This is a genomic window from Streptomyces sp. NPDC033221 (assembly GCF_055577005.1).
Genome location: NZ_JBVIQN010000006.1, coordinates 139,564 through 158,662 on the forward strand (window position 1 = coordinate 139,564; position 19,099 = coordinate 158,662).

The window sequence follows — 19,099 nt, forward strand, 5'->3', positions numbered from 1 at the left end:
GAAGTGCGGCTTCCGCGGGAAGGTGCTGCTCCGGTACGGCGCCTCCCGGCAGGGGGCCGGAACGATGCCGAAGCGGTGCCGAAGCGGCGCCTCGCTGGGAGCAGTGTGGGCCGGGCCACCGGTCGTCGGCTACTCCCCGTGGAGTACGCCTGATCACCACGCCGGGGGGACGTCCCCGTGCGCCGCACCGGTCTAGCGTGGCGCCATGGACAACGGACGGCCGTGGTGGGCGCGGCTCTGCCATGGCCCGGGCCGGAGTGGGGGACGGGCGCTGGGTGGCGGGGACGGTTCCGCAGACCGGCGGTCCGGTACGCCGCGGTTCGGCATCCAGCGGTCCAGTTCCCGGCAGCCGGAGACCCGGCGATCCAGTCCTCCCCAGCAGTCCGGCCCCCAGCACTCCTCCACCACGCGGCTGCCCGGTCTCCGGCTGCCGTGGGCCTCGACGGTCGGGTTCACCGCGTTCGTCCTCGTCGGCACGCGGTTCGCCGCGAAGGGCCAGCCCGGCCGCGCCGACCTCGATCCGTTCGCGTACCTGCTGCTGGTCGCGGGCGCCGCCCTGCTGCTCCTGCGGCACCGCTGTCCGCGCACCGTCGCCCTCGGCACCGCGCTCACGACCGCCACCTACCTCGCGGCCGGCTACCCGTACGGCCCGGTTCTGCTCGTCGCCGCCTTCGGCTGCTTCGCGGGCATCGTCGCCGGGCGGCGTACGGCCGCTTGGGCCGCCGTCGGTCTGATCTGGGTGAGCCACCTCCTGGTCGGCCACTGGCTCTACCGCTGGCTGCCGCCGCCGGGCGACCGGCCCGCGCCCTGGGGAGAGCAGGTGTTCATCACGGCCCTGGTGGTGGCGGTCATGGCGGTCTCCGAACTGGCGCGCGTACGGCGTGAACAGTTCGCCCGGGTACGCGCCGAGCGCGCGGCCGCCGAGCGGCGGCGGGCCGACGAGGAACGGCTGCGGATCGCCCGCGAACTGCATGACGTCCTCGCGCACAGCATCTCCGTCATCAACGTCCAGGCGGGCGTCGGCCTCGCCCTCCTGGACGACGACCCCGAACAGGCCCGCACCGCCCTGACCACCATCAAGGCCGCCAGCAAGGAAGCGCTGGGCGAGGTCCGGCAGGTCCTGGACACGCTGCGGACGCCGGGCGACGCACCGCGCGCCCCGGCGCCCGGCCTGGACCGGCTGCCCGAACTGTGCGAGCAGGCCAAGGACGCCGGCCTCACGGTGCAGGTCACCGAAAGCGGCACCCGCGCCGGCCTCACCCCGGGCACCGACCTCGCCGCTTTCCGCATCGTCCAGGAGGCGCTGACCAACATCGTGCGGCACTCCGGCTCCCGCACCGCCCGGGTCCGGCTCGGTCACCTCACCGGCGCGCTGGAGATCACGGTGGACGACGACGGTCCGGCGACCGCCACCGGGCGCGCCGGAGACGTCAGCGGGGGAGGCAACGGCCTGGTCGGTATGCGGGAACGCGCCGCCGCGCTCGGCGGCACCGTCGAGGCGGGACCACGCCCGGACGGCGGTTTCCGGGTGCACGCCCGCATCCCGCTGCGCCCCACGACACCCGCCGGGCCACCGGAGCCGCAGCGGCCCGGCGCCGCGCACGCTCCGGATACGGTGATTCCCCACGCCACCGAGGAGGAGTCGTGATCCGGGTACTGCTCGCCGACGACCAGTTGCTGGTCCGCGCCGGCTTCCGGGCCCTGCTGGACGCCCAGCCCGACATCGAGGTCGTCGGGGAGGCGGCGGACGGCGAGGAAGCGCTGATCGCCCTGCGCGACCTGCGCCCCGACGCCGTCCTGATGGACATCCGGATGCCGGTGCTGGACGGGCTCGCCGCCACCCGTCAGATCACCGAGGACCCCCGGCTGTCCGCCGTGAAGGTCGTCATGCTCACCACCTTCGAACTGGACGAGTACGTCTTCGAGGCGATCCGCTGCGGCGCCTCCGGCTTTCTGGTCAAGGACACCGAACCGGAGGAACTCGTACGGGCCGTACGGGCCGTGGTCGAGGGCGACGCGCTGCTCTCGCCGGGCGTCACCCGCCGGCTGATCGCCGAGTTCGCCGCCCGCTCCAAGGAGCCGGCGGCGGACGGCGCCCTGTCCGCCCTCACCGAACGCGAGCGGGAGGTGATGGCGCTCGTCGGCATCGGGATGTCGAACGAGGAGATCGCCCGCCGTCTGGTCGTCAGCCCGCTGACCGCCAAGACCCACGTCAGCCGCACGATGGTCAAGCTGGGCGCCCGGGACCGTGCGCAACTGGTCGTGCTGGCGTACGAATCGGGGCTCGTGCGCCCGGGGTGGCTCGGGTAGGGCCTGTCCGGAGCGCGGCCTATCCGGGGCGCGGCCTATCCGGAGCGCCGGCCGGAGAAGCGGCGCAGGGCACGCACCACCCGCCACACGAACGCGACACCCGCCGCGCTCCCGGCCGCCGCCAGCAGCACTCCCGTCCAGGTCCGGCCCGGGTGGGTGAACAGCAACGGGCTGACGGCCACGCCGAAGGTGAGGGCGGCCACGAACAGACCGGTCAGCAGGGCGAAGCCGATCTCGACGGTCATCGCGTCGCGTTCGGCCTGGGAACGGGTCGGAGACATGGTGACACCCTGTCATGTGCTGACCAGAATTTTGTGGTTGTTCGGTGGTGTGCTGTGAGCTGTTGTTGCTGCTGCTTCTCCTTCCTCGGCTGCCGCCGATCCGCCGGACGGCGACCCGTCGGACGGCGGCCCGTCGGCCCTGGCCCCGGCCCCGGGCCTCGGCCTCCTGCCGGGCCGCCCGCCCGCTCGTCCGCGCCCGCTCGCTTGCTCGTCCGCCCGGCCTTCTCTCCCTCCCCCGCCCCCTCACGCCCCGCCAGCCGGGGCCCGTCAGATGCCCGAACGCTCCTGCCACAGCCGGGCCAGCCCGGCATCGCCCGTGATCGTGAGGCCGTCCAGTGGCCGGCGGTTCCACAGGGCGAGATACAGGTCGGACGCCGGGCCCTCGACCACGCAGTCCGCAGCGCCGGTGCCGGGCGCGGCCGCCTCCTCCGGCGCCCCCGTGCCCGGTATGCGCTCCGCCCGGGGCGGAGCGTCCGACAGCACCACCGTCCAGGCCGCGTCTGCCACCCCGGCCGCGCCGGTCGCCCGTATCCGAAGCGTCTTCGGCGACTCCGTACGCATCCTGCTGCGCTCCCGCGCGTGCATGCCGACCAGCAGCTCGTCGATGCCGTCGACGGCGAAGGCGGGCGCGAAGGGGCTGCGGCCGGCGCCGAGCGCCGCTTCGGCGTCGGCGCGGTGCACCGCCGTTTCGTGGGCCTGGCGCCGCGCCCAGAAGGCCAGCGGGGACGGCGCGGGCAGGAAGATCCAGCACGACAGGTCCGCCGGGGCCGAGCGCAGCGCCCGCACCAGCGTCCGGCAGCCGTCGCGCAGCCAGTCGGCGAGCTGCTCGTCGGGCACCCCCGGGTCCTCGGGCAGGGGGACCGGCTGCTGGAGGCCCTGCTCCACGAAGCCCGTCGCCCAGCGGTGCACCCGGCCGGTGTGCGAGAGCAGGTCTCGTATCCGCCAGTCCGGGCAGGTCGGGACCCGGGCGTCGGTCCCGGCCTGTTCGGCTGCGTGCGCGAGGAGTTGGCCGTCCCGTTCCAGGGACCCGGCGAAGTCAGTGATCTCCATGCCGCTGAGTGTGCCAGCCACCACTGACAACGGCCCGGCGCCCGCCCGGCTGCCCGCGCAGCGCGCGGTGCACCAGCCCGAGCAGCAGCGCGTTGACCAGCGCCGCGACGATCAGCGTCAGGATCAGGTACCACTGCGGCGACCCGGCTTCACCCCACAGCGCGTCACCGGCGAGCCACAGCGGGAAGACCGTGGGAGCGGTGAGCAGCGCCGCCCAGACTCCGGAGAACGAGGCGTCCTGGTGCTCCACGAAGAGCAGGTCCACCGCGGCGAAGAGCACCGCCCCGGCCACCAGCGCCAGGTAGACGAGCGAGACCGGATTGCCGAACATCAGCCACGCGGGTCCGCGCAGCCGGGGTGTGACGTTCATGCAGCCCCCCAGGTGTCGGGGTGGCCGGGTGGCGCCTGCGTGCGCGCCCCGCGCGCCGGCGCTCTCCGGCCGGATGCCCTGGCCTGATCCGTGACCAAGTAGTCAATTATGGTCCGTAAACGGGCCCTTCCGACAGGCCGGGTACCCGGCATCCGCGTATCGACTCTCGCGTACCGGCCCGTACGCGCCGTGCCGTAGCCGTACCGGGACACCGCCGGTACGTGCCGCCCCGCATCCGTCCGTACGGGATGCGCGCCGTGTTCGTCATGGGAGCCCCGGCGCCCGCCCGCCGCGTTCCCCGGAAGGGTGGCCCGTATTTTGTTTACCGTCGGTACAAAGCCAGAATGGGGACGTGACCCACACTCGGACAACCAGGCTGGAACGGGGCCGCAGCGCCCTCGGCCCCGCACTGGAGCTCGTACACACCGGGCGCGCGCCCACCCGCGCCGTCCTGACCTCGGAACTCGGCGTGACCCGGGCGACCGCGGGCGCGGTGGCGGCGGAGCTGGAAGCGCTTGGGCTGATCACCGTCGACTCCCGCCCGACCTCCTCCGCGGGGTCCCAAGGCCGCCCCTCGCACCGGCTGTTCATCGACGAGAACGGCCCCGTCGTGCTCGCCGGCCAGATCCACGCCGACGGCTTCCGCGTCGCGCTGGTCGGTCTCGGCGGGCGGATCGTGTCCACCGTCAGCGGCTGCGGCACGATCCCCGCCGACCCCGCGCACGTACTGGCCGAAGCGGTGGCGGCCGGCTCGGAGCTGCTGGAACGGACCGGACGCCGCTGCCTCGGCGCGGCGCTCGCCATCCCGTCCGCCGTCGCCGAGCCGGACGGCGAGGCACTCAACCCGCTGCATCTGGCCTGGCCTTCGGGCGCCCCCGTACGCCGCCAGTTCCGGCGCGCCCTCGCCGAGGCCGGCATTCCCGGCGTCACCGAGGCGGTCGGCTTCACGGGCAACGATGTCAACCTCGCCGCACTGGCCGAACACCGGCACGGCGCCGGCCGCGGCGCCCGCGACCTGCTGTGCATCGCCTCCGGGCACCGGGGCGTCGGCGGTGCGCTGGTTCTGGACGGCCGGTTGCACAGCGGCAGTTCGGGCCTCGCCCTGGAGGTCGGGCACCTGACCGTCAACCCGCAGGGCATGCCCTGCCACTGCGGCAGCCGCGGCTGCCTGGACGTCGAGGCGGACCCGCTCGCCTTCCTCGGCGCCGCGGGCCGGGAGCCCGGCCCCGAGGGCTCACTGCTCCGGCAGGCCACCGACCTGCTCCGCGAGGAGTACGAGGACCCGTCCGTACGGGCCGCCGCCGATCTGCTGATCGACCGGCTGGGCCTCGGGATCGCCGGACTCGTCAACATCCTCAACCCCGACCGCATCATCCTCGGCGGCCTGCACCGCGAACTCCTCGGCGCCGACCCGGAACGGCTGCGGGCCGTGGTCGCCGAACGCAGCCTGTGGGGACGCAGCGGCGGCGTACCGATCCTGCCGTGCACGCTCGACCACAACAGCCTGGTCGGCGCGGCGGAACTGGCCTGGCAGCCGGTGCTGGACGACCCACTGGTGGTACTGGAACCGGAGGCCCGGGAAGCCGGTCCCGCCTGAGCGGCCATGGCGGCACACCATCCGCCTGCGAACCGGCTGCCGCGCCGATGACCTGACGCCTGCCCGCGAACCGGCCCCACTGCCGCCCTTATTCGGGCGGCACCAGTGGACTCGCGGCGATGCCCAAAGCCGTATCCGGTGGGTGCTGCTGCGTGTTCCGGCCCTGTGGCCTGATCATTCTTCCGGTGCTACGGGGCATTTCCTGCGTACCGGCCGACCGTGATCGGACTTCCATTCGCGGGCCGGGCAGGGTTTGCCGCCGCCCGCCGAGACGAATGCGCTCGGGCCGCCGGTTTCACGGTCATCGCCCTCGAAACCTTTTGTGGTCTATGCCACCCCAGGGGGGTGTTGAGGGGTGTGACGTGAGCCATAGGGGGCCCGACGGTGTTGCCTGAACAGTGCGTATAACGCTCCGCTGACCACCGCTCACACAGTTGTGGCGTGCGTGCCGCTCGAAATGCCCAGCCGGGCAGGGCAAGATGGGTGCATCAACCGCCTGCCCGGTGGCGTGGATCACCCACTTCATGGTCCATTTCTCCGGGCGGCGCGCAGGCGTGAAGGGTCCTGCCTCCCTGGCAGTCAACCGATGAAGGCAGGACCCAGCTGCGGGGGCCCCGGCGTTCAGCCGGGGCCTCACTGCTGCTCAGTGGAAGTGCTGAAAGGTTTCACGCAGGAACTTCAACACCGCGTACAGCGGGCTGCACCAGCGCGCCTTTCGAAAAAAGCCCTCCCATGAACAGCGAGTACAGCAGCACCCCTTCGGACAGGCGTCCAACGGGTATCACCTCCGATCCGGGGCCGTTGTCATCGCAGCCCCGCGGGAGCTGCGAGCTGGGCCGAAAGGGCCGGAGGCAAGGCATCAGATTAGCTCGGTGTGACCACTCTCATAGCCCTCTTCGGCCCCAGCCGACGGCGTGATGCCGGAGTCCGGCCCGGCACCGCGGGCCGTACGGCGGCTCTTCACCGGCCTCTCGGACGCCTTCCGGGTCCTGGACCTGCGGAGACCCGCTTACCTTGCAGTAGCACCGAGTGTCAGTTCCCGATCCGGTCGTTGTGTAAATCACATATGCAAGCGGTGGGATGCATGTGGGCGGCAAGTATCGTCAAGAAGATCATCACTGTTGCAAAGATCGTCTCCCGCCGGTGGCGCCGGGCGGGGGTGGTGCCGAGCGGGCGGCGGTGGTCTCGCCCGGTCGCCGGTCAAAGGTGCGGTTGTTGACGGGCCGTGACGATCTGTCCGGCTTTCCATGAATCCTTCGGCCTCCGTTCACGTGCTGTCCGCACGCCAGGAGGCCTCTCGTTCGGTCTGCGTCGGAAGCGTCGTGCCGCCCCTTCCTCCGCGATCCCTGGACGGACACCATGCCCGCATTACGTACCCGCCGTTGGCACCGCGCTGTCGCCCTTCTGCTCGCCGCCGGGCCGGTCCTGGCCGGTGCGCCGGCCGTCACTCCCGCCCACGCGGCCCCGGCCGGTGACGTACATATCAACGAAGTGGTGACCACCGGAGGCGTCGAGGACTCCGTCGAGCTGTACAACAAGGGCACGTCGACGATCGACATCTCGGGCTGGATCCTCAAGGACGACAAGGACGACAAGGACGGCCCGAAGTACCGGATTGCTTCCGGGACCAAGCTGGCTTCCGGTGCTTTCCGCGCCTTCGACGTCCACGACGCGTTCGGGCTGGGCTCGGACGACAAGGCCCGCCTGTATCTGCCGGACGGCAAGACCCTGGTCGACAGCTTCTCCTGGAGCAAGCATTCCGCCCCCTCCTGGTCACGCTGCCCCGACGGCATCGGCGCCTTCGAGCCGGCCGAGGTGACGCTGAACGCCGCCAACGGCTGCGCCGACAGCGGCGGCATGCCGACGGCGTGGCCCGGCAGCAGTGTCGTGAAGACCGCTGACGCTTCCAATGTCTTCGGCGAGGACCTCAGCGGCCTCTATCAGGAGGGCGACACCATGTGGGCAGCCCAGAACAACGGCACGCTGTGGCGCCTGATCCGTAACGCGTCCGGTGGCTGGACCCCCGACACCAGCAGCGGCTGGGCCTCCGGCAAGAAACTGCGCTTCCCCGGAGGCTCCGGCCACCCCGACAGCGAGGGCGTCACAGTGACCGGCAGCGGATCCGCCGCCGGTGTCTTCGTCGCCAGCGAACGCAACGGCGACGCCTCAAGTACCAGCCGCCTGTCCGTCCTGAAGTACGGCGTCTCCGGCACCGGCACCACCCTGACCGCCACCAAGGAGTGGAACCTCGCCTCCGACGTGCCGTCCGTCGGCCCCAACCTCGGCTTCGAGGGCATCACCTGGGTCCCCGACACCCACCTGACCAAAGCCGCCTTCAAGGACGCTTCCACCGGCGCTGCCTACGACCCGGCACGTTACGGCGCCCACAGCGGCGGCGTGTTCTTCACCGGCGTCGAAGGCACCGGCATGATCTACGGCTACGTCCTGCAGGACTCCGGCGCATTCACCCGCGTCGCGTCCATCGACAGCGGCATGGGCAGCATCATGGAACTGCAGTGGGAACCCCAGGCCGCCCGCCTGTGGGCCGTCTGCGACGACACCTGCAAGGGCCGCCATCGCACCATGCAGATCAACGCCGCCGGCACCTTCACCACCACCGCCACCCACAATCGCCCCACCGGCATGCCCAACTACAACAACGAAGGCTTCACCCTGGCAGGCGCCGACGAGTGCATCGCCGGATCCAAGCCCGTCTACTGGGCCGACGACGCCAATGACGACGGCCATGCACTGCGCAAGGGCAACATCACCTGCTGACGCTGCCGTACAGCGTCAATCGCCAATTGCCCACTGCGCTTCACGTAGCCGTGCATGCCTTCCGGACGCTTCTCCACCTACGGGATCGCTTCGACGAGCCTGACGCGAGCACGGACCCGGAGTGGCCGGCGACCCAATCAGCACTCAGCGAAGCACTGGAGGCCCTTCGGCAAGCCATGCGCTCAGACCTCAGCTCTCTGTAAACCGTGGCGCGTTGTGGGCCCGGCAGGTACCGGTCCTTCAGACCCGCGGCGGCTGTCCGGTATCACACTCCGACCGGGCCTCCGCGCCACAGTGGGGCGGCCCGTCGGCCGACGGCGGTTTCGAAGGCTGCGTGGGCCAGCAGGCGGGTCGAGTCCAGGGTCGGGAGCGGTGCAACCTCCGGTGTGATCAGGAGGGGGATTTCCGTGCATACGAGGGCCACGGCGTCGCAGCCGCAGGCTGCCAGCCGATCGATGACGCGTAGGTACTCCCGGCGGGCGGGCTCGGAGAAGACGCCGTTCACCAGTTCGTCGAAGATGATCCGGTGGACGGTACGGCGGTCGTCCTCGTCCGGTACGTCGGCCGTTATGCCCCGGGAGCCCAGCGCGCGCCTGTAGAGCGGGCCGTCCATCGTGTACGCGGTGCCCAGCACGCCGACGCGTCGGTGTCCGTCACGGGCGGCGCGTTCGGCGACCACCTCGGCGATGTGCAGGCCGGGCAGCGGCAGCTTCTCGCCGGGGAGTTCGAGGGCCAGGTGGGCGGTGTTGTCCGGGCAGACGAAGTAGTCGGCTCCGGCGCGGGCGAGACGGGCGAGGCTCTCGGCGAGCGTCGCACGGATCGTACGGTGGTCACCGGCGTCCCAGGCGGGCATGCTGCGCGCCATGCTGATGCAGTCCAGCGTCACGTCCGGGTGGGCGTACGCCCCCAGCTCGGCGGACGCCTGCCGGCAGAACTCGCGGAAGCACAGCGCCGCTCCTTCGACGCTGTGCGCGAGGATGCCCAGGTGCTTCATGGCGCCTCCAGTGGCACGGAGCGGTTGCACGGACGGTTGCGTCGCCGCCATTGTCACCCGTCCCACTGACAAAGGCCGTCCGACGCCCGCTTCAGCCGCCCGCCCGCTTCAGGCGCCCCCCACCGGCTCCCACGCCACCGCGAACGCGCGGGCCGGGTTCGTCGTGAAGAGGTGCCGGACCAGTTCGGCGCCCAGGGTGATTTCGAGTCGCGGGCGCAGGCGGTTCAGCAGATGGGGCATGCCGGGGCCGCCGTTGACCGACCGGGCTGCCGCCGTCGTCGTGTCGCCGCCGAGCAGCAGCCGGTCCCCGTACCCGGCCTCGGCGAGTGCGGCCAGCGCGTCGGGCAGCCGCCAGTCCGTGGCGTGGTGGGCTCGTGACGGCCCGTCGAAGGCCAGGTAGGCCCCGGCAGCGGCGGCCGACCGGTGGGTGACCGGGTCGGGTGAGCGGTTGAGGTGGCCGAGGATCACCCGCTGCGGCGGTACCTCCAACGTCCCGCACAGCAGGTCGAGTACGTCTCCGGCGCCGGTGCCCAGTTCCAGGTGGACGCCGATGGCGGCGCCGGTGGCGTGGTGGGCCTCGGCCGCGGCGGCCATGGTGTACCGGGCATGCGCGTCCAGGCCGTGGAAGCCGCCGGCGACTTTGATGAGCCCGGCGCGGGGGCGCGGGCCGGTGCCGTCGGCCGCATCCGTACCGTCGGCCGCATCCGTACCGTCGGCCTCGTCCGTACAGTCGGCGCCCCGGTCCTCGTCATCGCGGTCTCCGGCACCGGGGTCCCCGGCGCCTCGGCCCTCGAACCGGCTCCTGATGCCCGTCGTCAGCTCCGCCACGAACAGCCCTGCCAGGTCCGCCGAGCCGCCGCCCAGACCGACCGGACCGGCCCCCATGACCCGCTCCAGCACCTCGGGCGTGTAATGGACCGCCTGGTGCAGGCCCGTCGCCGCCACGATCCGCACCCCGGATTCCTCCGCGAGTCGCGGCAGTTCGCGGACGCGCCGCCCCATCCCGTACGGCGTCCACTGGATCACCGTGCTGCCGCCCGCCTCCCGGAAGGCCCGGAGTTCGGCCGCCGCCGCACCGGCGTCGGCGAGTTCCTGGCCGGGCAGTTGCGGGCTGCGCAGGAACAGGTGGTCGTGGGCGTCGCAGACGCCCAGTACGGCGGGGGAGACGTCCCCCGAGACCGTACGGACGGTGGGTTCCGGGAGTTGGGTCATCCGTGCGTTCATCCGTGCGTTCACCTGTGGGTTCATCCGCGTGTTCACCACTGTGCTCCGGTCGGCAGCAGCGTCGCCCCCGGCGCGGAGAGGTGCAGCACCTGGAAGCGCTCGCCGTCCGATGCGGGCGCGGTGCCTTCCCAGAGGGTGAAGTGCACCAGTTCCCAGCGTCGGGGGTCGAGGGCGAGCGCGGTGGTGTGCACACCGTCCGTACGGGCCAGCCGTCGCTGGCCGGCCACCGCTTCCTCGACGGCGGTGGCCGGATCCGTGCCCTCGGAGAGCGTCTGGGTACGGCGGACGAAGGAGCCCGGCACCGCTCCGGCAGACGGCCCACACAGGTGGTGGACGCCCATCCAGTGCCGTACGGCCGGGCGGCCGAAGTCGCGGATCACGCCGCGGAAGCCGTCTCCGAGCAGGAAGCGGTTCATCGCGAGGGCGTCGGCCCAGAGGTAGAACGGCGCGTATTGATTGACGGGCGAACCGTCGGTGCCGCGTTCGCGGACGCCGTACGCCTTGATCCCGAGCCCTTCGTAGGTGTCGAGGAGGTGGCCGCGGGTCCGTACCCGGTCGCGGATGATGCCCATGTCGTAATCGGCGGGCAGGGTGACGGTGTATTGCAGGGCGTGCACGGGTGCTCCGAGTGGGTGGAGGAAACGGTCACGGTGGGGCCGGTTCACGCGGCCGGGCCGGCGTCGGCGGTCGTACGGTCGTCGACCAGGCAGCCCCAGTCGGCGGTCGTGCCGTCCTCCGCCGCCTCGAACAGGGCGAGATGGGTCATGAACGTGCCGGGCGCGGCGCCGTGCCAGTGCCACTCGCCCGGGGCGGTCCACACCGTGTCCCCGGCCCTGATCTCCTCGACCGGGCCGCCCTTGCGCTGTACCAGGCCGGTGCCCTCGGTGACGTGCAGGACCTGGCCGTACGGGTGGCGGTGCCAGGCGGTACGGGCGCCGGGTGCGAAGTGGACGCTGAACAGGCGCAGCCGGGACGGCGCGGGCGGTGCCGCGAGTTCGTCGAGCCACACGGTGCCGGTGAAGTGCTCGGCGGAACCGGCCTGGCTGGCGGGGCGGGTACGGGTGATCTCCATGGCGGTGGCGCCTTTACGGTGAGCGGGGTGGGACTGACGGGCGGTCAGGTGGTGTGGGGCGGGGTGGTGACGTGGGCCGCGAGGAGGGACAGCACGCCGCGTACGGCGGTGTCGAAAGGGGCGGTCGACTCGGCGGCGCGGGCCAGGACGTAGCCGCCCTGCACGGTCGCGACGACGGTGGCCGCGGCTCCTTCCGGGTCCAGCTCCGCGTCGAACTCGCCGCGCTCGCGCCCCTCCTGGAGGATCTCGGTGATCCGGCCGCGCAGCCAGTCCAGCGTCTCGAACACGGGCTGCCGCAGCGCCGGGTCGGCGATCACGTCCGGGTCCATGGTCAGCCGGCCCACCGGGCAGCCGCGCAGCACGTCGCGCTCGCGCAGCAGGTAGGCGCGCACCCGGTCGTACGCGCCGCCCTCTGCGGAGAGGGTGGCGTCGGCCGTTGCCCGCATGGCCTCCGCGGTACGGCGGATGGCGGCGAGTGCGAGGTCGGACTTGCCCGCGAAGTGGTGGTACATGCTGCCCTGTCCGACGCCGGCGCGCTGCAGGATCGCCTTCGGGCTGGTGCCGGTGAAGCCGCGCTCCCAGAGGAGCTCCCGGGCGCTTTCGATGAGCCGTTCGGAGGTGGTCATGGGCTGACTGTACATACCAGTAGTTACAGAGATCAACCGGGGAGGCCGACTGCCGCGGTGATCGCCTCCGCCTGCCGTACTTCCCCGGCGGTATGGGCAGTGCCCTCGGCCGTACGACGACTGGCGGCCTTTGGGAGGTCAGGCTCGGAAGGGCCAACTCCGAAGCCGCGCCGAGCCGGTGTCCATCACGTCCGTCATCGGGCCCCGGCTTGCGCGGCACCGTCTGTTAGGAGCTGATCTGTCATGTACGAGCTGGCGCACTCGTGGGCCGGTGGTGGCCCGGGTCCCTGGTTCCTGTTCTTCCCGCTGTTCTGGGCGGCCGTCGTGTTCGGTGTGTTCACCCTGCTGAGGCGTACCGTGTGGCGCGGCCGCCGGCAGCCGTTCGGCGGGTTCCGGGGTGCCGGTCCCGCTGCGGCGGGCCGGACCGACCCGTCGCCCATCGACCTGCTCGGCCGGCGCTTCGCGACCGGGGAGATCGACGAGGAGGAGTACTGGCGCCGGCTGTCCGTCCTGGACGAGCGGTTCGGCGGCGCCGGAGGGAAGGGCGGGGTGGTGTGAACGAGGGCGCGCGGGTACTCGGGACCGCGCGCCCGCATCTGTTCCGCCACGGTGCCCGCTCGTACTGCCGAACCCCTTCAGCCGACCCCGGCGCCCCGCACGCGCGGCCGGCTGTCCACCGGCGTGCGCAGGGGTGGTTCGGCCGGTGTCAGCGCCGGTTCGCGCGCCGCCGCGCCGCGGGCGCACGAGGAGCGCCCCACGGACGTACGGCGGACCGTCTCCTCCGGTGCGAGCGTGAGCGCCGGAAGCGTGAACCAGACAACCTTGCCGCCGCCGTCGGGCCGCACTCCCCAGCTCTCGCTGAGAGCCTCGATCAGCGACAGGCCGCGGCCCTCGGTGTCGAGGGTGCCGGCCGTCCGCACTCGGGGCAGTCGGGGGTCCAGGTCATGTACCGACACCGTCAGCTGGTCCAGGAGGACGAGCAGTTCGACGGTGCACTGCTTGCTGGGCACGGCGTGCTGGTGCACATTGGCGAGCAGTTCGGTCACGCCGAGCGCGGCCGGGTCTATCAAGGCGTCGAGGCGCCAGTACCGGAGCTGCGCCGATACGATTCTGCGCACCTGGCCGATCCGGGCCGGAAGGGCCTGTAGCTCCACCGTGCAGTGTCTGCTGGGCTGCCTGATCACGACCACGACTCCCTGATGAGGTCGGGCGCCCTCGTACGTCGGGGGCGAAGATCGGATCCAGCGATGCCGCCTTCCACCACAGTGTCACCGCTGGTGAACCCTCAGTGATACGAGTCCAGGGTCGTCCCATCAGTGCGCTCCCGCAACCGCACCGACCCCCGGGAGACCCTGTCAAGCGCGAGCGGAGCGAGCCGCGCGTACGGCATCCAGGAAGCGGTCCGGGGTGCCCAGCGTCAGCGAGTAACGGTGGCCGTTCAGCGTCGCGAGCGCCCGGTCACGGGCCGCGAACAGCGGTTTGTGCGCCTGTACGGCCTGGACCGGCGCGCTGTCTATTTCGGTGCCGTAACTCGTCAGCAGGGCCAGCCTGCCGTCCTTGATCACGACTTGGCCCGCCCGGGTGAGCGACCGGAGCAGCCATCTCTCGATGCGTACCCCGGTGGCGTTGAATTCGGGCTCCGCCATGGCGATCACCTCCTCAGCACGTCGGGCGTGCGGTCTCCACCCGCCCCCTTGGTGCGCAGTCTGCCTGCGTCGTGCCGCGTGCACCAGTACCCCTTGGCCAAAGCTCGCCCCCGGTTCGGTCCCAGGTGCTCCTTGGGGTTGCCCAAAGGGTTGTTTATGCAGGTGAGAAGCGTGTGGCGGGTGGTTATAGTCGAAACCGGCCCGGCGTTCCGCGCGGGCTCCGTACGACGTCGGGGAGCGCGCCGATGAGCACCGCACAGTCACCACACAGCCCTGCGGACCGGGTGTCCGGGAGCGGCTGCCCGATGCCGACCGTGGACATCGACCGCAGCGATCCGGACTACCGGGCCTGGCTCAAAGAAGCCGTCCGCAAGGTGCAGGCGGACGCCAACCGGACGGCCGACACCCATGTGCTGCGCTTCCCGCTGCCGGAGGAGTGGGGCATCGACCTGTACCTGAAGGACGAGTCGACGCACCCCACCGGCAGCCTCAAGCACCGGCTGGCCCGTTCGCTGTTCCTCTACGGGCTGTGCAACGGCTGGATCCGGCCCGGCAAGCCCGTCATCGAGGCCTCCAGCGGCTCCACCGCCGTCTCCGAGGCGTACTTCGCGAGCCTGATCGGGGTGCCGTTCATCGCGGTGATGCCGGCCACGACCAGCCGCGAGAAGACCCGGCTGATCGAGTTCCACGGCGGCACCTGCCACCTCGTGGACGACCCGCGGACCGTCTACGAGGTCTCCGCCCGGCTCGCCGCTGAGTCCGGCGGGCACTACATGGATCAGTTCACCTACGCCGAACGGGCGACGGACTGGCGCGGCAACAACAACATCGCCGAGTCGATCTACCAGCAGCTGCGGCTGGAGCGGTACCCGGAACCCGCCTGGATCGTCGCCACGGCCGGCACCGGCGGCACCTCCGCGACCATCGCCCGCTATGTGCACTACATGCAGTACGACACCCGCATCTGCGTGCCCGACCCGGAGAACTCCTGCTTCTTCGACGGCTGGCGCACCGGCGACGCGAAGACGGACTGCGCCACCGCCTCGCGCATCGAGGGCATCGGACGGCCGCGCATGGAGCCCAGCTTCGTGCCCGGCGCCGTCGACCGGATGATGAAGGTCCCGGACGCGGCGAGCGTGGCGGCCGTACGGGCCCTGGAGCGGGCCATCGGGCGCAAGGCGGGCGGCTCGACGGGCACCGGCCTGTGGAGCGCGCTCAAGATCATCGGGGAGATGGTCGCAGAGGGGCGCACGGGCTCCATCGTCACCCTGCTCTGCGACCCGGGCGACCGGTACCTGGACAAGTACTACTCGGACAGCTGGCTGGAGGATCAGGGTCTGGACATCGCGCCGTACGCGGCGACGATCGACAGGTTCCTGGAGACCGGGAGCTGGCCGGGCTGAACCGTACGCTGACGGCGGGCCGGTTGGGCAGTACGCGATGGCGGGTCCCGGCTCCCGGGGCCCCGGCGGCTTCCGGCCCGTGTCAGGCGTCCGTGCCGTCGCCCGGTTCCCCCGCGACGACCAGATCCGGCGGCAGTTCCGCGATCTCCTCGCGCGCCCGCGCCGGCAGGCCGCGGTCGGTCACCAGTACGTCCACGTCCTCCAGCGAGGCGAAGGAACTGAGCCCCACCGTGCCCCACTTGGTGTGGTCCGCCACCACCACGACCCGGCGCGCGGAGCGGACGAAGTGCCGGTTGGTCTCCGCCTCGGCGAGGTTGGGCGTGGACAGACCGGCCTCCACCGATATGCCGTGTACGCCGAGGAAGAGCACGTCGAAGTGGAGGGAGCGGATCGCGGTGTCCGCCACCGGTCCCACCAGGGTGTCCGAGGGGGTGCGGACCCCGCCCGTCAGCACCACCGTCGCCGCGCCCGCCCGGGGGGCCTGGCTGCCGCCGGCCGCCGCCCGCTGCGCGTTGTAGAACACGTCGGCCACCCGTACGGAGTTGGTGACGACGGTCAGGTCCGGCACGTCCAGCAGCTGCTGGGCCAGCGCGAACGCGGTCGTGCCGCCCGCCAGGGCGATCGCGCCGCCCGGGGCCGCCATCCGGGCCGCCGCCTTGGCGATGTCCTCCTTGGCGCTCAGCTCCAGTCCCGACTTGGCCTCGAAGCCCGGCTCGTGGCTGCTCGGTTCGCTGACCGGGACCGCCCCGCCGTGCACCTTCTCCACCATGCCCTGCCGGGCGAGGGCGTCCAGGTCGCGCCGGACCGTCATGTCCGAGACGTTGAGCCTGCGGGTCAGCTCGTTCACGCGGACTCCGCCGCGCCGTCTGACCTCGTCGAGGATCAGAGCGCGCCGCTGCTCCGCGAGCAGGTTCTGGTTGTCGCTCACCCCGGCCTGTCCCTTCCGCCCGGCTGCCGTTTCGCCCTCATCCTCGCACGCGGCACCGGGCGCATCCGCCCCGCCCGGGGTGGGGTGCGCGCCTGCGCAACCGGGAAGAAGGCAGGCGCGAAGTACGCGAGGGGCGCGCGCGGGGACGCGGGCGCCTGGTTGAGGATGACATGACAGCGGGCGCCGCCGCCGGGTACCGTGCGGCGCCGACCGGCACGTACGGCATCGGGGGATCGACCAAGTGGACACCGGCAGCAGCACACACCGACCGACTCCGGACGGCCCGGAGGGCGGCCCGGACGACGGCCCGCGCGCCGACAACGACGGCCCGGACGACGGCCCGCGCGCCGATCCGGACGGCGGCGCCCCACCGGACACCGCCCAAACCGGCGCCCCACCGGACACCGCCCCGCCGGGCACCGCCCCGCCGGGCACCGCCCCGCCGGGCACCGCCCCGCCGGGCACCGCCCCGCCGGGCACCGCCCCATCAGCCGAGCGGCAACTCGCCCTCGAACTGCTCGTGCACGGCGTCGGCGGCACGACTCCCGAAAGGATGCTCGGCGACCCGCGCACCGTCCTGATCACCGGCGACGACACCGCCGCCGTGTACCGCAGGGCTGTCGACGCCGACGCCGAGCAGCGCCCCGAGGACTACCGCGCCGAACCGATCCGCGAGGCGTACTGCTGGTGCAACCTCACCTCCGGCAACGGAGCCCGCGCCCTGTGGCTCGTCCTGCTCCCGTTCATGGTCGCCAACCTCGCCCACTGGATGCGCCCCGCCGCCCCCTCCCACCACAGGGGCCACCGTGTGTACGACATCCTCGTCCGCCTCCTCGCCCTCAGCCTCACCGTCCTGCTGGTCGCCGCCGCCTGCGAAGTGGCCCTCGACCTGACGGCCTGGCAGTGCGCGGGCAGCGCCGCCTGCGCGGCAGGCAAGTCCTGGATGGGCTTCCTGAGCCCCGAGCACGGCGGCACCTGGAGCGGGCCGGGCCGCCGCGTGGTGGTCGCCGCCCTGATGCCGCTGCTGCTCGTCGGCTTCCTGTGGTGGCTCTCGCGCCGTACGTGGAGCGCGTACGAGTCCGCCTCGCCGCCGCCGCGCCGGCCCGGCACCTCCCGTGACGTCCCGCCCGCCCAGCGCCCCGCGCTGACCCGTCGCGGCTTCTGGTACGGCCGCCGGGTGGTGGCCCGGCTGCGCGCCGCGCACACCGCGGCCGGGCTGCTGACCATCGCCGCCGCGCTGCTCGTCACCGGGCTGGACTTCGACCGGCGTACGGAGAGCGGCGGCGTACTGCCGGTTCTCGGCCGGGTCCTGCTCGCGCTGGTGCTGCTGCTGGTGGCGCTCACCGTATGGGTCGCCTGCCGCACCGCGCGCAGCGAGGCCGAACCGGACGAACACCGCGACCGCTTGCTGGTCAGGGCGCTGCCGTTCGGCGCGCTCGGCGTGCTCGTCCTGGCCGCCGTCCACACGGCCTGGGCCCGGCCCGGCTGGGTCAGCGGCGACCGGCTGCCCGGCAGCGGCGCCTTCGGTGCCATCGCCGTCTTCCAGAGCCTGCTGGTCCTCGGTCTCGTCGGCACCGCGGGCTTCCTCCAGAACGCCGCACGCCGTCACGGGCACGGCGACGGCCGCGCCGCGCTGAAAGGTTTCCATGGCGCGGCCGTCGCCCTGCTGGGGTGCGCGCTGGGCGGCGTGCTCACCGGGGGAGCGGCCGAGCGGCTGGGGGACTGGCTGGACGGCGGCGCGTCCCCCGGCCGGGCGGGCGCCCTGATCGCCGGCCCGCCCGTGCTGCTGTCCTGGCAGGCGTCGGTGCTTCCGGTGCTGCTGGTCGTCGTCGCGGCCATCGCCGTACTGGGCGGTGTCCAGATGCTGCTGGTACGCCGCAAGGTCGAACCGGACATCCCCGGCCTGTACGACAAGCAGGAGCGGCCCGACGAACAGCGGGTGCGCCGCATCGCGGGCACCATCGCGCGGGCCGGGCTCACCGACTCCGCGCCGGTCCTGGTCGGCGCCGTCTGTGTGGTCACGCTGGCGCTGGGCGCCGGCGCGGTGGCCGGCGCCTGGCTCACCGGCCGCGCGCCCGGCCCCGCCACGGAACAGGCGCCGCTGCTCGTGCACACGGCCGCCGCGACCGCGGAGTCGCTCGGGTCCTGGCTGATGGGCGCCGGTGTCCTGCTGCTCGCCATCATGGGCTGGCGCGCCTACCGCGACCGCTCCACCCGCCGTACCGTCGGCATCCTCTGGGACGTCGGCACGTTCTGGCCGCGCGCCGCGCACCCCTTCGCGCCGCCCTGCTACGCCGAGCGCGCCGTCCCCGATCTGACGTGGCGGATGGCCACCTGGACCGAGAACAACGACGGCCGCCTGGTCATCTCCGGCCACTCCCAGGGCAGTGTGCTGGCGGCGGCGGCCGTCTGGCAGCTGGATCTGGTCACCCGCAGCCGGGTCGCGCTGCTCACGTACGGCTCGCCGCTGGAGCGCCTGTACGGACGGTGGTTCCCCGCCTGCTTCGGGCCGGAGGCGCTGACCGGGCTGCACCGCGAGATGGACGACTGGCGCAACCTGTGGCGGCTGACCGACCCCATCGGCGGGCCGGTGCGGCTGACCTGCGAGGACGGCCCGTCCATCGACCTCGGCCCGCTGCGCGACCCGCTCGCCTTCGGGCGGACCCTGCAGCACCCGCTGCCCGCGCAGATCCTGGGGCACGGTGACTACCAGTCCGACCCGGCGTTCGAGGAGACCCGCGCCGAACTGATCGCCCGGCTCGGGGCGGGCGTACCGCGTCAGCGTGAGCCCAACGGGACGGGCGGCGGCTGCTGACGGGC

18 protein-coding genes are annotated in these 19,099 nt (G+C 72.5%); 7 read left to right on the top strand and 11 right to left on the bottom strand.

Going from position 1 to position 19,099, the window contains the following annotated elements:
• Nucleotides 1-205: 205 nt before the first annotated feature.
• Nucleotides 206-1,648: a sensor histidine kinase gene (locus ACZ53K_RS10155; protein WP_468833637.1), complete on the top strand. Its 1,443-nt coding sequence runs from the start codon at nt 206-208 to the stop codon at nt 1,646-1,648.
• On the top strand, nt 1,645-2,310 hold the full coding sequence (locus tag ACZ53K_RS10160; protein WP_468833639.1) for a response regulator: 666 nt from the start codon (nt 1,645-1,647) through the stop codon (nt 2,308-2,310). Before ACZ53K_RS10155 ends, ACZ53K_RS10160 begins: the two co-directional genes overlap by 4 nt.
• A gap of 35 nt (nt 2,311-2,345) precedes the next feature.
• Here the strand turns inward: ACZ53K_RS10160 and ACZ53K_RS10165 are convergent, their stop codons facing one another.
• The 3 genes from ACZ53K_RS10165 to ACZ53K_RS10175 all read right to left on the bottom strand — a co-directional run bounded on the left by ACZ53K_RS10165 (nt 2,346) and on the right by ACZ53K_RS10175 (nt 4,011).
• Nucleotides 2,346-2,591: a DUF6332 family protein gene (locus ACZ53K_RS10165; protein WP_468833640.1), complete on the bottom strand. Its 246-nt coding sequence runs from the start codon at nt 2,589-2,591 to the stop codon at nt 2,346-2,348.
• Between the two features lie 267 nt (nt 2,592-2,858).
• Nucleotides 2,859-3,641: a maleylpyruvate isomerase family mycothiol-dependent enzyme gene (locus tag ACZ53K_RS10170; protein ID WP_468833641.1), complete on the bottom strand. Its 783-nt coding sequence runs from the start codon at nt 3,639-3,641 to the stop codon at nt 2,859-2,861.
• Nucleotides 3,628-4,011, bottom strand: coding sequence for an SCO4225 family membrane protein (locus ACZ53K_RS10175; RefSeq protein WP_468833644.1), 384 nt, complete (start codon nt 4,009-4,011; stop codon nt 3,628-3,630). The genes ACZ53K_RS10170 and ACZ53K_RS10175 overlap by 14 nt, the downstream gene beginning before the upstream one ends.
• A 352-nt stretch (nt 4,012-4,363) precedes the next feature.
• Here ACZ53K_RS10175 and ACZ53K_RS10180 point away from each other — a divergent pair, with 352 nt between their 5' ends.
• Both ACZ53K_RS10180 and ACZ53K_RS10185 read left to right on the top strand, forming a co-directional pair.
• Nucleotides 4,364-5,608, top strand: coding sequence for an ROK family protein (locus ACZ53K_RS10180; RefSeq protein WP_468833646.1), 1,245 nt, complete (start codon nt 4,364-4,366; stop codon nt 5,606-5,608).
• Nucleotides 5,609-6,967: 1,359 nt separating this feature from the next.
• Nucleotides 6,968-8,386, top strand: a complete 1,419-nt coding sequence (locus ACZ53K_RS10185; RefSeq protein WP_468833647.1) for a lamin tail domain-containing protein — start codon at nt 6,968-6,970, stop codon at nt 8,384-8,386.
• Nucleotides 8,387-8,651: 265 nt separating this feature from the next.
• Here the strand turns inward: ACZ53K_RS10185 and ACZ53K_RS10190 are convergent, their stop codons facing one another.
• The 5 genes from ACZ53K_RS10190 to ACZ53K_RS10210 all read right to left on the bottom strand — a co-directional run bounded on the left by ACZ53K_RS10190 (nt 8,652) and on the right by ACZ53K_RS10210 (nt 12,302).
• Nucleotides 8,652-9,380 (bottom strand): aspartate/glutamate racemase family protein, encoded by a 729-nt coding sequence (locus tag ACZ53K_RS10190; protein WP_468833650.1) that lies wholly within the window; start codon nt 9,378-9,380, stop codon nt 8,652-8,654.
• 108 nt (nt 9,381-9,488) lie between these two features.
• Complete coding sequence (locus ACZ53K_RS10195) at nt 9,489-10,604, bottom strand: phosphotriesterase family protein (RefSeq protein ID WP_468833652.1); 1,116 nt, start codon at nt 10,602-10,604, stop codon at nt 9,489-9,491.
• 32 nt (nt 10,605-10,636) lie between these two features.
• Nucleotides 10,637-11,221 carry a DUF4865 family protein gene (locus ACZ53K_RS10200; RefSeq protein WP_468833654.1) on the bottom strand — a complete coding sequence of 195 codons (585 nt, stop codon included), beginning with the start codon at nt 11,219-11,221 and terminating at the stop codon, nt 10,637-10,639.
• 44 nt (nt 11,222-11,265) lie between these two features.
• Nucleotides 11,266-11,676, bottom strand: coding sequence for a (R)-mandelonitrile lyase (locus ACZ53K_RS10205; protein WP_468833656.1), 411 nt, complete (start codon nt 11,674-11,676; stop codon nt 11,266-11,268).
• 44 nt (nt 11,677-11,720) lie between these two features.
• A complete protein-coding gene (locus tag ACZ53K_RS10210; protein ID WP_468833658.1) occupies nt 11,721-12,302 on the bottom strand; it encodes a TetR/AcrR family transcriptional regulator in 582 nt (193 codons plus the stop codon).
• A 243-nt stretch (nt 12,303-12,545) separates the two neighbouring features.
• On the opposite strand from ACZ53K_RS10210, the gene ACZ53K_RS10215 reads away from it, so the two are divergent.
• A complete protein-coding gene (locus ACZ53K_RS10215; protein ID WP_468833660.1) occupies nt 12,546-12,860 on the top strand; it encodes an SHOCT domain-containing protein in 315 nt (104 codons plus the stop codon).
• Between the two features lie 77 nt (nt 12,861-12,937).
• On the opposite strand, the gene ACZ53K_RS10220 is transcribed toward ACZ53K_RS10215, so the two are convergent.
• Nucleotides 12,938-13,486, bottom strand: coding sequence for an ATP-binding protein (locus ACZ53K_RS10220; protein WP_468833662.1), 549 nt, complete (start codon nt 13,484-13,486; stop codon nt 12,938-12,940).
• Between the two features lie 171 nt (nt 13,487-13,657).
• A complete protein-coding gene (locus ACZ53K_RS10225; protein ID WP_365845020.1) occupies nt 13,658-13,948 on the bottom strand; it encodes a hypothetical protein in 291 nt (96 codons plus the stop codon).
• A gap of 245 nt (nt 13,949-14,193) precedes the next feature.
• Here ACZ53K_RS10225 and ACZ53K_RS10230 point away from each other — a divergent pair, with 245 nt between their 5' ends.
• Nucleotides 14,194-15,351, top strand: a complete 1,158-nt coding sequence (locus ACZ53K_RS10230; RefSeq protein WP_468833664.1) for a PLP-dependent cysteine synthase family protein — start codon at nt 14,194-14,196, stop codon at nt 15,349-15,351.
• Between the two features lie 82 nt (nt 15,352-15,433).
• On the opposite strand, the gene ACZ53K_RS10235 is transcribed toward ACZ53K_RS10230, so the two are convergent.
• Entirely contained in the window at nt 15,434-16,279 is an 846-nt protein-coding gene (locus ACZ53K_RS10235; RefSeq protein WP_468833665.1) for a DeoR/GlpR family DNA-binding transcription regulator, read from the bottom strand.
• Between the two features lie 241 nt (nt 16,280-16,520).
• On the opposite strand from ACZ53K_RS10235, the gene ACZ53K_RS10240 reads away from it, so the two are divergent.
• Nucleotides 16,521-19,094 carry a hypothetical protein gene (locus ACZ53K_RS10240; RefSeq protein WP_468833666.1) on the top strand — a complete coding sequence of 858 codons (2,574 nt, stop codon included), beginning with the start codon at nt 16,521-16,523 and terminating at the stop codon, nt 19,092-19,094.
• The last annotated feature ends 5 nt before the right edge of the window (nt 19,095-19,099 follow it).